Below are 13504 nucleotides of genomic sequence, written 5' to 3' on the forward strand. Positions count from 1 at the left end.
CATGCCGGCCTACGACGACCTGATGGCCTTCCAGCGCACGACCGAGGCTTTGGGCCAGGTCGCCGGGCGCACGGGCTGGGACCAGGAGACGATGATGCCCCCGGGCTCGGCCCCGCAACGGGCCGAGGAAATGGCGGCGCTCGAGGAGGTACTGCACGCCCGGCGCACCGATCCGCGCATCGGTGACTGGCTGCGCGAGGCCCACGCGCCCGACGCGGTCGGCGATGCCAACCTGCGCGAGATCCGCCGCAGCTACGAGCGCAACCTGAAGGTGCCCGCCCGACTGGCGGCGGAACTGGCCCGCGTGACGTCGCTGGCGCAGGGACAATGGGCGGCGGCACGCAAGGCCGAGGACGCCGACGCGTTCCGCCCCGTGCTGGCCGAGGTCGTGCGCCTGCGCCAGGAAGAAGGCGCGGCGCTGGCCGAGGGCACCAACCGCGACGCCTACGATGCGCTGATGCAGGACTACGAGCCGGGCGGGAATGCCGGTGAGATGGCCGCGATGTTCGACGCCATGCGGCCTCGCATTCGCGCCATCCGGGAGCGCGCGCTGGCAGCCGACCCGGCCCCGACGCTGACCGGCCACTATCCTCGGGCGGCGCAACTCGCGCTGTCGGAGGAGATCGCCGTCGCCTTCGGTTACGACCTGGCGCGCGGGCGTCTCGATCTGGCCGTGCATCCCTTCTCCTCCGGCTCGGGCACGGACGTGCGCATCACGACGCGGGTGGACGAGGGCGATCCGCTCAACTGCCTCTACTCGACCGTGCACGAGGTCGGACACGCGAGCTATGAGCAGGGGGTGGAGGCCGAACATCTGCTCACCCCCATCGGGCGCGGCGTGTCGATGGGCGTGCACGAGAGCCAGTCGCGCAGCTACGAGAACCAGATGGCGCGGTCCGAGGCCTTCTGCGGCTGGCTCTACGGTCGGATGCGCGACACCTTCGGCGATATCGGTGTCGGCTCGGAGCGGGACTTCTACCGCGCGGTCAACGGCGTCGGTGCCGGGTTCATCCGGACCGAGGCCGACGAGGTGAACTACAATCTGCACATTATGCTGCGGTTCGATCTGGAGCGCGCGCTGATCCTCGGCGATCTCGACGTCGCGGACCTCGAAAGCGCATGGAACGAGCGGTTCCTGGCGGACTTCGGCTTCGCGGTTGATCGGCCCTCGAACGGCTTCATGCAGGACGTGCACTGGGCCGTCGGCCTGATGGGGTACTTCCCGACGTATTCTCTGGGCAACCTCTATGCGGGTTGCCTGATGGCAGCGGCGCGGCGGGACGTCTCCGGCATCGACGCCGCACTGGCCGAGGGCGATCCATCGCCGGCGACGGGCTGGATGCGCGAACGGCTGCAACGCTTCGGGGCCCAGCGCGAGCCGACGGAGACGATCCGTCACGCGACCGGCGAAGATCCGTCGGCGGAGCCGCTCCTGACGTATCTGGAGGCGAAGTTCGGAGATCTCTACCCCTGACGCGCGGGCCGCGCCGTCGGGTCTTGAGGACTTGGAAAGCAGAGAAGGAGGGGGCCGCGCGGGCCCCCTCGATCGTTCATGCGGTCTGCTTGCCAGTGTGCGCCCCGTAGTAGAGGCCGACGACATGCTCGGCTTCGGCGAAGAAGAGCCAGCGTTGGGCGAAGAGCCCGGCGAGGTGGCTCAACACGGCGAGCGCAACCGGCAGGTGGTGCGGGCCGAAGACGAGCACGAGGAAGATCGGCACGACCGTCATCAGGAGAAGCGCGATCACGCGCAGCTTGACCGCGTGCTTGCGCGCGACCTGATAGACCATCTCGTGCGTCAGGTAGTTCTCGCCGGTGTGCGGCTTCTCCCAGAGGGAGACGCGGCCCTTGAGCTGCGTCGCCGTTTCGATGGTGGAGCCGGCCTCTGCGAATCTCTGGTCGCCCTTCCACCAGTGGAAGGCCACCACGGCCGCGAGCACGAGGAGGAGGACCATCGCGAGGTTCGGGTTGTTCGACAGAAGCGCACCGCCGGCAAGCGAGGCCGCGACGAAGAAGCCGGGTGTCGCCGGCTGGTTCCAGCGCGGGATCGTCTTGAGCTGCGCGTAGATCATGCTGGTGGCGAAGACCGTGCAGAGCGAAAGCGCGGCCCCGAGGAAGCCGAGCGTCGCGACGGTAGTGGCGAAGAAGACCTGCAGGAAGGCGTAGAGCCCCATGCAGAGGAGCGCCGAGACGGCGAACCAGGCCTCCCGCGAGAGCCAGGACGTGCGCCACTGGCTATAGCTCTTCCAGGCGTTCTTCTTGTTGCCGAGGTGGAAGACGGAGGCCATGAGTCCGCCGACCGCCAGCAGGTAGGCGATGACGTAGAACCCGAAGGCGATGCCGCCCGTGACCACGGGCATTCCGAGGCCGAGGAAGAACAGAAGGCCGAAGCCCGCGCCCGAGAGGGTGGAGAAGATGATGACGGAAGGTGCGGGTTGCATCAGATCTTCTCCAGCGCGCGGTCGACCCAGGCGAGAAGGCCCTTGGGCTCTTCCGCGACGGGGGCGAGGAAGGGGGCGAGGACGTCCTCCTCCCCTGTCATCTCGGGGGCCTGCAGCGTGTCGCGCGGACGTGGTGGCAGGTACTGGTTCACGGGTTTGGTGCCCTGCTCGGGCATGAGGTCCACGCCGCCGCGCTCGGCCACGAGCTTCGAGACGTCGCTCTCGGGGTCGCCGAGGTCACCGAAGTGGCGCGCGCCGGCGGGACAGGTGCGCACGCAGGCGGGCTCGCGATCCTCCTCGGGGAGGTTGTCGTTGTAGATGCGGTCCACGCAGAGCGTGCACTTCTTCATCACGCCGGCCTGCTGGTCGAGTTCGCGCGCCCCGTAGGGGCAGGCCCAGGCGCAGAGGCCGCAGCCCATGCAGGCGTCCTCGTTCACGAGCACGATGCCGTCCTCGGCGCGCTTGTAGCTGGCGCCGGTGGGGCAGACGGTGACGCAAGGGGCGTCTTCGCAGTGCAAGCAGGACCTGGGAAAGTGCGTGGTCCGCGCGAGTTGCGGGATGTCGTTCACCGGTTCCGGCTGGCTCTGGAAGCTGTGGATGCGGTTCAGGAAGGTGCCCGACGGCATGCCGTAGGGGTCCTGATCGGAGAGCGGCACGCCGTAGTTCTGCGTGTTCCAGCCCTTGCAGGCGGTGACGCAGGCGTGACAGCCGACGCAGGTATCGAGGTCGATGACGAGGCCGAGTTTCTTGTCGGTCGTGGCGGGAAGGGCGGTCATGTCGGCAATCCTCGCGTGAGGGAGACGTCGTCGCGGGGCGCTGGCCCCGACATCGGGTTACTTGTGAAACGAAGCAGGGTCATTCGACTTCCCACGCCAGCTTGTCCGGGCCCTGGCCCACGGGGCTGACCTGACGCCCGGTATTCGGCTTCGAGGTCAGATCGGCGGGGGGCGCGACCTTCTCGACCTTGACCTTCAGGTCGAACCAGGCGGCCTGACCGGTGATCGGGTCGGAGTTGGACCAGCGCATCCCGTCCTGCTTGGGCGGCAGGAGCTCGTGGATGAGGTGGTTCAGCAGGAACCCCTCCTTGGCCTCGGGGGCATTGTCCTTGAGCGCCCAGGCCCCCTTGCGCTTGCCGATCGCGTTCCACGTCCAGATGGTGTTGTGGTTGAGCGCGGGCATATGGGCGACGGGCACGGTGATCTCCCCGTGGGGCGAGGAAATGCGCGCCCAGGCCCCTTCGTCGAAGCCGTGCTTCTCCCAGATCTCGGTGGGCAGGTACATCGGGTTGCGGCCGTGGATCTGGCGCAGCCAAGCGTTCTGCGTGCCCCAGGAGTGATACATCGCCATGGGGCGCTGCGTGAGCGCATTGACGGTATATTCGCCGTCCGCGCCGCCGTGATCGGCGGTGGCGTCCCACCAGATCGGCAGCGGGTCCATGGTGGCCTTGATGCGGGCGCGCAGGTGTTCGGGGGGCTGACGCTCCCCATGTCCTTCCGCGGCCAGCTGGAAGCGGCGGAGCGGCTCGCACCAGAGGGTGAAGAGGTAGGGAGAGGCCTTGTCGAAGAGGCCGATCTCCACCGCCCACTCCTGATAGGCGGCATTCCACGGTTTGTAGAACTGAGCGTTCTCGGGGATCTGGGCGATGGCGAAGCCGCCGTTCTCGATATAGCGGTCGAGCTGCGCGGGGTTGGGCGCGCCGCGCCCGGTCTCGTCGCCGTTGCCGCGCCAGCCCATCAGCGGGCCGACACCCGGCCGCCGCTCGTGGCTGACCATGTAGTCGGCGTAATCCTTGAACTTCTGCGACCCGTCGTCGGTGACGAAACCGGGCAGGCCGAGCTTGGCACCGAGCTCGATCAGCGCCGACTGGAACCCCTTCACGTCGCGGTCCGGCTCGACCACGGGCCAGCGGATCGCATCGGCCGCGGCCTCGGCCTCGCAGATGGGACGGTCGAGCAGCGAGATGCAGTCGTGCCGCTCCAGGTAGGTCGTGTCGGGCAGGATGAGGTCGGCGTAGGCCACCATCTCGGAGGAATAGGCATCCGAGTAGATGATATGCGGGATGACGTAGTCGCCGTTCTCGTCCTTGTCGGAGAGCATCTGCATCGTGCCCGACGTGTTCATCGAGGAGTTCCACGCCATGTTCGCCATGTAGAGGAACAGCGTGTCGATCTTGTAGGGATCGCCGGCGTGCGCGTTTGAGATGACCATATGCATCATGCCATGGCTGCTCATGGGGTTGTCCCAAGTGTAGGCCTTGTCGATGCGCGCGGGGCTGCCGTCGTCCTTCAGGCACAGGTCGTCGGGGCCATGGGTGAAGCCGAGGTGCGGGCCGTCGAGGGGGGCGCCGGGCGTGACCTTGCAATGCGGCTTGGGATGGCCGGTCGCGGGCTTCGGGTAGGGCGGCTTGAAACGGAAGCCGCCGGGGGTTTCCACGCTCCCGATCAGGATCTGCAGCATGTGGAGTGCGCGGCAGGTCTGGAAGCCGTTGGCATGGGCCGAGATGCCGCGCATCGAATGCATCGAGACCGGGCGGCCCACCATATTGGTGTGTTTGCGGCCGCGGAAGTCGGTCCATTCGATTGGCAGTTCGATCGCCTCGTCGAAGGCCACGCGGGCGATCTCGGCGGCGAGCGCCCGGATGCGGCCCGCGGGGATGCCGGTGGCCCCAGCGACGGCTTCGGGTGCGTATTGGCCGTCGAGGTATTTCTCGGCCAGGTGCTGGAAGACGGTGCGGTGCCGGATGCCGTCCACCTCCCAGACGCCGGTCAGGTCCGGGTCCACGTCCTCGGCGTCGTAGCAGCGCGCGCGCTTCTCGGTGCGGTCCCAGACGAGCTTGTGGCCGTCGTCGTCGAGGAGGGCGAGGCCGTGGGTGGGCGACTTCGGGTCGGCGTCGATCAGGACGGGGGCGTCGGTGAAATCGCGCAGGTACTCCAGGTCGATCTTGCCGGCCTTCAGCAGGCAGTGAACGAGGCTCAGGATCAGGAGGCCGTCGGTCCCGGGCGTGATGCCGAACCAGTCGTCGGCCACGGCGTTGTAGCCCGAGCGGACCGGGTTCACGCCGACGACCTTCGCGCCGTTTTTCTTGATCTTTCCCAGGCCCATCTTGATCGGGTTGCTGTCGTGATCCTCGGCCACGCCGAAGAGGATGAAGAGCTTGGTGCGATCCCAGTCGGGTTGACCGAATTCCCAGAAAGCGCCGCCCATCGTGTAGATGCCGCCCGCCGCCATGTTCACGGAACAAAAACCGCCGTGGGCCGCGTAGTTCGGGGTGCCGAAGGCCTGTGCCCACCAGGAGGTGAAGCTCTGCGACTGGTCGCGGCCGGTAAAGAACGCGAGCTTGGACGGGTCGGTTTCGCGGATGGGTTTGAGCCAAGACGCGGCGATGTCGTAGGCCTCGTCCCAGGAGATCTCCTCGAACTTGCCCTCGCCGCGCTCCCCCACGCGCTTCATCGGCGCGCGCAGTCGGGAGGGAGCATTGTGCTGCATGATGCCGGCCGAGCCCTTGGCGCAGAGGACGCCCCGGTTCACCGGATGGTCCTTGTTGCCCTCGATATAGGCGACCTTGCCGTTCTTCATGTGCACGTTGATCCCGCAGCGGCAGGCACACATGTAGCAGGTCGTCTTCCGAACTTCATCCGAGACCTTGGGCGACAGGTCGAGTACAGGTTGCTGGATCGTCATCTGGCTTTCCTCCCCAGGGCCGCGGTCAGGTCATCAGTTTCACACCGGCAAGCACCAGTGCCGCAATAAATATGGTCTCGGCGATGATGAGTGCGATCGCCGCACCCCCGACCGACATCACCGAGCGCAGGTCGGTCTTCATGCCCACGGCGGCGATGGCCGTAAGCAGCAGCCACCGCGAGGCATCGCTCGCGAAGGAAGCGATCGGCGCGGGAATGAGGCCGAGCGAGTTGGCCGCGGCGAGCACGAGGAACGCCACGACGAACCCCGGCAGGAGCGGCGGCCGCGTCCCGTCCGGGTCGGGCTCGGCCCAGCGGCGAATGGCGAGCGAGGCGACGAGGACGACCGGAGCCAGCATCGCCACGCGGATGAGCTTGACGAGGGTCGCCGTGTCCCCCGTGGGTTCTGAGACCGAGTAGCCCGCCCCGACCACCTGCGCGACGTCGTGGATCGTCCCGCCGAGGAAGACGCCGCCGGCGACGTCGTCCAGGCCAAGCGTCTGCACCAGCACCGGATAGGCGATCATCGCCACCGTCGAGAGAATCGTAACACCCATGACGGTGAAGATCAGCCGCTCCTCCGAGCGCTCGTCTTTCGGCAGGATCGCGCTGATCGCCATGGCCGCGGAGGCCCCGCAGATCGCCACCGAGCCGGCGGTCAGGAGCGAGAAGCGCCACTTGTGGCCGAAGAAGCGGCCCACGGCCATGCCGAAGGCGATGGTGGCCAACACGCCGCCGACGGTCAGCGCGATGAGCGGCAGGCCAAGGCCCGCCAGCATGGAGAAGGAGATGCGCACACCGAGGAGCGCGACGCCGAGGCGCAGGAGCGTGCGGGCGGTGAAGGCGATGCCGGGCGGCGTCTTGCCCTCGGATCCGAGGAAGGCGACCGCGATCCCGAGAAGGAGAGCGAGGAGCATCGCCGGCGTGTCGTAGTGCGACGCAAGGAACTGTGCCGCGACGGCGACGATGACGGCGACCAGCACGCCGGGTGCCAGTGTCCCGACCCGCGCGCGCAGGGCATCGGCGGAGGGCAGCGCGACCATGTCGTCAGCGCCTCCGGCCGTAGGGGGAGGAGATGGGGGTGCGCGGCATCATCCGGTGGCGCGGCCGGCGTCGATCTGGGCGCTGGTAACGGCGATCATGTCGAGGATGTCGTCGGCGGTGCAGCCGCGGCTGAGATCGTTGGCCGGCTTCGCCAACCCTTGCAGGACCGGCCCGATCGCCGTCGCTCCTCCGATGCGCTGTGCGATCTTGTAGCCGATGTTGCCCGCATCGAGGTTCGGGAAGACCATGACGTCGGCTTCTCCCGCGACATCGCTGCCGGACGCCTTGGAGGCACCGACGTCCGCGTCGAACGCCGCGTCGAACTGCAGCTCCCCGTCGATGGCGAAGTCGGCTGTCTCCCGCAGGAGGGCGAGCGCATCCGTGACCTTGGCGACATTGGCGTGACGCGCGCTGCCCATGGTCGAGAAGGACAGGAGCGCCACCTTCGGCTCGGTTCCGAGGAGCGCGCGGGCGGAGCCGGCGGCCTGCGTGGCGATGGCGGCGAGTTCCTCGGGCGCGGGGTCGATCACGAGGCCGCAGTCCGAGAAGACGAGGCCTGCGCCGGGCCGCGTCGGGTGGTGTTCGGGCAGGACCATCAGGAAGAAACTCGAGACGAGCGGCGCGCCGGGGGCGGTGCCGATCATCTGGAGCGCGGCGCGCACCGTGTCGGAAGTCGTGGCGACCGCGCCGCCGATGGTGCCGTCGGCGAGACCGGCGCGCACCATGAGCGCGGCGTGGGCCAGCGGATCGGAGACAGCCTCTGCGGCCTGCTCCCCGGTGGGGGACCGCTTGGCGCGGGCCTCCATGAAGGCGGCGACGAGGGCAGGACGGTCGTCGCTGGTTTCGGGGTCCACGACAGTAACGCCATCCGGCGCAGCCGTGCCCCCGGGCGCGAGGAGCGTCACGCTGGCGAGCCCTTCGGCGACGGCGCGGCCCGCGGCCTCCTGCACGCGAGGGTCGGTGCCCTCCGGCAGGACAATGTGATGGCGGGAGCGCTTGGCACGCTCCCGCAGAGTCTGGAGCGGCGAGCTCATGCCGCCGCTCCGATTATCGTTTGAGAACAGATCACTCCGCTGCGACGTTCATGTCGCCCTTGGAGATGCCGGCCACGCGCACGGGCTTCTTCATGGCGTCGCGGCGGAAGGGCTCGCCCAGCTCCTGGTTGAGGATAACCTCGATCAGGGTGGTCTTGTTGTTCTCCATCTGGTCCTTGATCGCCTGGTTCAGGATCTCGGTCAGCTCGTCCATGGTCTTGGCCTGCTTGCCGATCAGGCCACAGGCCTCGGCGATGCCGGCATAGGACACCTGCATGTCGAGCTCGGTGCCGACGAAGTTGTCGTCGAACCAGAGCGTGGAGTTCCGCTTCTCCGCACCCCACTGGTAGTTGCGGAAGACGATCTGGGTGATCGCGGGCCATTCGCTGCGGCCGATCGCCGTCAGTTCGTTGACGGCGATGCCGAAGGCACCGTCACCGGCGAAGCCCACGACGGGAACGTCCGGCTGACCGATCTTGGCACCCACGATCGACGGCAGTCCGTAGCCGCAGGGGCCGAAGAGGCCGGGGGCCAGATACTTACGCCCCTCGTCGAAATCCGGGTAGGCGTTGCCGATGGCGCAGTTGTTGCCGATGTCGGACGAGATGATCGCCTCGCGCGGCAGGGCGGCCTGGATGGCGCGCCAGGCCTGACGCGGGGACATCCAGTCGGGGCGCGATTCACGGGCGCGCTCGTTCCAGGTGGTGCCTGGATCGTCCTGCTCGTGGTCGAGCGACGACAGCTCCTGCTTCCAGGCCGATTTCGTCTGCGCGATCTTGGCCTTGCGATCCTCGCGGCCCGCGTCGCCCGCGTCATCGGCAAGACCGTTGAGGATGCCCGTGGCGACCTTGGCCGCGTCGCCCACGATGCCGACGGAGACCTTCTTGGTCAGGCCGATGCGGTCGGGGTTGATGTCGACCTGGATGATCTTGGCGTCCTTCGGCCAGTAGTCCATGCCGTAGCCCGGCAGGGTGGAGAAGGGGTTGAGGCGCGTGCCCAGGCAGAGGACGACGTCGGCCTCCTTGATGAGCTCCATGCCCGCCTTCGAGCCGTTGTAGCCCAGCGGGCCGGCGAAGAGCGGGTGGTTGCCCGGGAAGGCGTCGTTGTGCTGGTAGCCGACGCAGACCGGCGCATCGAGCTTCTCGGCAAGCGCCATGGACGCCGCGATGCCGCCTTCCGAGAGGACGACGCCGGCCCCGTTCAGGATGACCGGGTTCTTGGCCGACGACAGAAGCTCCGCCGCCTTCTTGACCGAGTTCTCGCCGCCCGGCGAGGCCTCGAAGACGATCGGCTCGGGGATCTCGATGTCGACGACCTGCGTCCAGAAATCGCGCGGGATGTTGATCTGCGCGGGGCCCGAGAGGCGGTGGGCCTTGGCGATCACGCGGGTCAGGACCTCGGCGATGCGCGTGGGGTCGCGGACCTCTTCCTGATAGGCGACGCAATCGGCGAAGAGGTTCATCTGCTCCATCTCCTGGAAGCCGCCCTGACCGATGGTCTTGTTGGCGGCCTGCGGCGTGACGAGCAGGCAGGGTGTGTGGTTCCAGTAGGCGGTCTTCACGGCGGTCACGAAGTTCGTGATGCCGGGGCCGTTCTGGGCGATCATCATCGACATTTCACCGGTCGCACGGGTGTAGCCGTCGGCCATGAAGCCGGCCGAACCCTCGTGCGCGCAATCCCAGAACGTGATTCCCGCGGCCGGGAAAATGTCGGAAATCGGCATCATGGCGGAGCCGATGATCCCGAAAGCATGCCGGATGCCATGGGCTTGCAGGGTTTTGACGAAGGCTTCTTCGGTCGTCATCTTCATGGGGTCTCTCCTCCCGGTGATGGTCGAAAATGAGACTTATAGTCTCGATTTGGTATCCACTTGCCTGAAGGATACGGCTCAAGTCAAGTCTGCGTTAGGTCCAGCGCCCCTTGTGGCCTAAGGCCAGTTCCGGGCCAGAAGGGCGCGGGCGAGACGCTTTGCATGGTGCGGCTCCGATGTAGCACAGGCCGCGAGCTCGCTGCGCATCTGCGCCGCAAGCGCCCGTGGCAAACCGGGTTTGCAGGCCGCGAGGTCGAGGAGACGCGGGCCGATCCGGGCCTCCTCCCAGTCGAGAAGCGCGATGCGCCCGGACGGACGGCGCAACAGATTCCCGGCATGGAGGTCGCCGTGGATCACCCCGACCGGTCCCGCGGGCCGTCTCGGCGCGGCGAGCCGATCCCATCGACCGGGCAGGCGGCGCGCCCGGCGTCCCGGACGCCGGGGAACGCCCGCGCAGGCCGCGTGGAAGCGGACGAGCAGGAGCGGCGGGATCGCCGTCGGCGACAGGGGCGCGCCCGCGAGGAACGGCTCGACCGTCCAGCCGGCGGACGCGAGGGCACCGGACCGTGTCGGCAAGAGGCCGGGCGTGTCGAACCCCGCGCGCCGCGCGAGCGTCTCGACCCGGAGTTGCCAGCACAGGGAGGGCTCGGGGAGGGCGGGAGACTTCGCGACGATCTCCCGGCCGTTGAGCCTGCCGCGCCAGACCGATCGCCGCGCCCCGCCTGCGATGGGCTGCAACGCCGTCACCGCGCCCCAGTCGGACAGATCGGGGGTCAAGCGGTGGCGCGCGCGAGGCCAGCGCCCTCCTCGGCGATACGGCGGATGCCTTCGGGGATGTCCGCGACCGGGATCGAGGAATAGGCGAGCCGGTAATGCGTGCCGGGGTCGCGGCCTTCGCCGAAGAAGGGGCCCGCGGGCTCAATCAGCACCTGGCGCGCGCGCAGACGGTCGGCCAGCGTCGCCGCCGCCACGCCCTCGGGCGCACGCATCCAGAACGACGAGCCGCCGAAGCTGCTGGCACCGGCAAGGGTCAGGCCCTGTGCCCCGATGGCGACTTCGGTGACGGCGCGGCGTTCGCGGTAGGCGCGCGCCATCTTGTGGACCTGCGCGTCATAGTGGCCCTGCGCGAGGAAATAGGCCGTCGCGCGCTGGATGTGGCCCGGGACGTGGCGCACGATGAGCGAGCGCAGCGCCCGCAATTCCCGAACGAGCGGCTCGGGGGCCACCACATAGCCGAGCCGCAGGCCGGGGAAGAGCGACTTGGCGAAACTGCCGAGGTAGGCCACGCGCCCCGCCTCGTCGAGCGACTTGAGCGCGGGCGAGGGCGAACTGGTGAAGGCCAGCTCGAATTCGTAGTCGTCCTCGACGATCAGGAAGTCGTCACGCTCGGCCCGCTCCAGGAGGGCACGGCGGCGCGAGACCGGCATCGTCGCCGAGGTCGGGCAATGGTGCGAGGGGGTGACGAAGACGACATCGGCCTCCGCCGGCACGGCCTCGGGGGGGAGGCCCTCGGCATCGACGGGCACGTCGCGGGTGCTGCACCGCGCCTGTTCGAGGATCTCGCGCAGGGCGGGGTAGCAGGGAAACTCCATTACCGCCGTCCGCCGCTGCGTCAGGAGAACCTGCGCCAGCATCCAGAGCGCGTTCTGCGCGCCCATCGTCACCAGCACCTCCGACGGGTCCGCCACGATGCCCCGGCGCGGCAGGATATGGCGGATGATCTGATCCACGAGCTGCGGGTCGTCGCGGCCGTAGCTGTCTTCGGTCAGCGTGGCGAAATCGCGGGCCCCGAGGGCCTGCAGCGCGCATTTGCGCCAGTTCTGATGATCGAAGAGACGCGCGTCCGTCTGGCCGTAGATGAAGGGATAGCGATAGCCGCGCCAGTCGTCCGGGCGGCGAAGGGCGGCCGACGGCGGAATGCGCTGCCCGATGGCGCGGGACCAGTCGACGCGGGATTCGCGGCGGGCGGGCGTCGGGAAGCTCGGCGGGCGCGGGGCCCCTTCCGACACGAAGTAGCCCGAGCGCCCGCGCGCCGAGAGATAGTCGTTCGCCACGAGGTCGGTATAGGCGAGGGTGACGGTGATCCGGCTGATGCCGAGGTGTCGGGCCAGGCCCCGGGACGAGGGCATCCGCTCGCCGGGGCGGAAGCGGCCGGCCAGGATCGCGCCGGTCACGATCTCCTGCAGCTGCCGCTGGAGCGTGCCCCGGTAGTTCGGGTCGAGGAAGAACTGTTCGACGGCGATGGCCATGGCTGGACCTATAGCGGTCGCGCGCTGGACTTAGAAGTCGCGATCGTCGGGCCGGGGCTTGGCGGTGGCGAACCGCGCCTTAAGGTGGGAAATGGACACACCCGACGACCCCGAGGATCCCATGCCCCAGACCCGAGACACGAACCGCCGCATCGTCCTGGCCAACCGTCCGAAGGGGAGGCCCGACGACGATAGCCTGCGCCTCGAGACCGGGCCGGTGCCCAAAGCCGGGGCAGGGGAGATGCTGCTGCGGACTGTCTGGCTCTCGCTCGACCCCTACATGCGGGGCCGGATGGACGACGCGAAATCCTACGCTGCGCCGGTGGAGCTGGGCGGGGTGATGACGGGGCAGGTGGTGGCCGAGGTCGTCACTTCCGACGTCGACGGCTTCGCGCCGGGCGACCATGTGCTTGCCGGCAGCGGCTGGCAGGACTGGGCCGTCTTGGACGGCAGCCAGGTCATGAACCTCGGGCGCGATCCGGCCCATCCGTCCTGGCACCTCGGCATCCTCGGGATGCCCGGCTTCACCGCGCACGCGGGGCTTCTGAACATCGGGGAGCCGAAGCCCGGCGAGACGGTCGTGGTCGCCGCGGCGACAGGGCCCGTGGGCGCGACCGTGGGGCAGATCGCGAAGATCAGGGGCTGTCGCGCCGTCGGCGTGGCGGGCGGTGCGGAGAAATGCGCGCATGCGGTCGAGGTGCTGGGCTTCGACGCCTGCATCGACCACCGGTCCGACGACTTCGAGGCCCAGCTTGCCGCCGCCTGCCCGGAGGGCATCGACGTCTACTTCGAGAACGTCGGCGGGCGCACGCTCTATGCCGTGCTGCCGCTTCTCAATCCCTTCGCCCGCGTCCCCGTCTGCGGGATGGTGGCGTGGTACAACCTGAGCACTCTGCCCGACGGCCCCGACCGCGGCCCCCAGATCCTCGGCACGCTCCTGCGCCAGAAGGTGAAGATGCAGGGCTTCATCATCTTCGACACCTTCGGCCCGACGGAACATGCCGCGTTCCTGAAGGACATGACCGGCTGGCTGCAGGAGGGGAAGGTCCGGTATCGCGAACAGGTGGTCGAGGGGTTGGAGGCCGCGCCGGATGCGCTGCTCGACCTGCTCGAGGGGCGCAACTTCGGGAAGATGGTGGTGCGGGTGGGTTGAGGGGGAGCCCTCCCCCTCGATCCCCCTCCGGGTCGGAGGGGGAGACGGCACATTCAAGGTAAGTGCCCCCCTTCCGGGCGGAAGAGGGGGCTGCAG

10 protein-coding genes are annotated in these 13504 nt (G+C 68.5%); 2 read left to right on the forward strand and 8 right to left on the reverse strand.

The genetic code is table 11. The annotated features are described in order from the left end of the window. The first annotated feature begins 1 nt into the window (after position 1). Positions 2-1474, forward strand: a complete 1473-nt coding sequence (locus tag HSX43_RS08040) for a carboxypeptidase M32 (protein WP_179379587.1) — start codon at positions 2-4, stop codon at positions 1472-1474. A 76-nt stretch (positions 1475-1550) separates the two neighbouring features. Here HSX43_RS08040 and HSX43_RS08045 read toward each other — a convergent pair whose 3' ends face one another. The 8 genes from HSX43_RS08045 to pdxR all read right to left on the reverse strand — a co-directional run bounded on the left by HSX43_RS08045 (position 1551) and on the right by pdxR (position 12255). Next, entirely contained in the window at positions 1551-2438 is an 888-nt protein-coding gene (locus HSX43_RS08045) for a dimethyl sulfoxide reductase anchor subunit family protein (RefSeq protein WP_179379588.1), read from the reverse strand. Further along, complete coding sequence (locus tag HSX43_RS08050; RefSeq protein ID WP_179379589.1) at positions 2438-3214, reverse strand: 4Fe-4S dicluster domain-containing protein; 777 nt, start codon at positions 3212-3214, stop codon at positions 2438-2440. The genes HSX43_RS08045 and HSX43_RS08050 overlap by 1 nt, the downstream gene beginning before the upstream one ends. 79 nt (positions 3215-3293) lie before the next feature. Next, positions 3294-6119: a molybdopterin oxidoreductase family protein gene (locus tag HSX43_RS08055; RefSeq protein WP_179379590.1), complete on the reverse strand. Its 2826-nt coding sequence runs from the start codon at positions 6117-6119 to the stop codon at positions 3294-3296. Positions 6120-6144: 25 nt separating this feature from the next. Further along, a complete protein-coding gene (locus HSX43_RS08060; RefSeq protein WP_179379591.1) occupies positions 6145-7161 on the reverse strand; it encodes a YeiH family protein in 1017 nt (338 codons plus the stop codon). Positions 7162-7209: 48 nt separating this feature from the next. After that, positions 7210-8196 (reverse strand): phosphate acetyltransferase, encoded by a 987-nt coding sequence (pta, locus tag HSX43_RS08065; protein ID WP_179379592.1) that lies wholly within the window; start codon positions 8194-8196, stop codon positions 7210-7212. Between the two features lie 31 nt (positions 8197-8227). Then, the gene (gene xsc / locus HSX43_RS08070) at positions 8228-10006 is read right to left on the reverse strand and encodes a sulfoacetaldehyde acetyltransferase (protein WP_179379593.1); all 1779 of its coding nucleotides are present in this window, start codon (positions 10004-10006) and stop codon (positions 8228-8230) included. A gap of 117 nt (positions 10007-10123) precedes the next feature. Further along, positions 10124-10783: a phosphotransferase gene (locus tag HSX43_RS08075; RefSeq protein ID WP_179379594.1), complete on the reverse strand. Its 660-nt coding sequence runs from the start codon at positions 10781-10783 to the stop codon at positions 10124-10126. Beyond that, positions 10780-12255: a MocR-like pyridoxine biosynthesis transcription factor PdxR gene (gene pdxR, locus HSX43_RS08080; RefSeq protein ID WP_179379595.1), complete on the reverse strand. Its 1476-nt coding sequence runs from the start codon at positions 12253-12255 to the stop codon at positions 10780-10782. The genes HSX43_RS08075 and pdxR overlap by 4 nt, the downstream gene beginning before the upstream one ends. A 121-nt stretch (positions 12256-12376) precedes the next feature. On the opposite strand from pdxR, the gene HSX43_RS08085 reads away from it, so the two are divergent. Then, positions 12377-13408, forward strand: coding sequence for an NADP-dependent oxidoreductase (locus HSX43_RS08085; protein WP_179379596.1), 1032 nt, complete (start codon positions 12377-12379; stop codon positions 13406-13408). The last annotated feature ends 96 nt before the right edge of the window (positions 13409-13504 follow it).

Source organism: Jannaschia marina, assembly GCF_013404595.1.
GTDB lineage: Bacteria > Pseudomonadota > Alphaproteobacteria > Rhodobacterales > Rhodobacteraceae > Jannaschia > Jannaschia marina.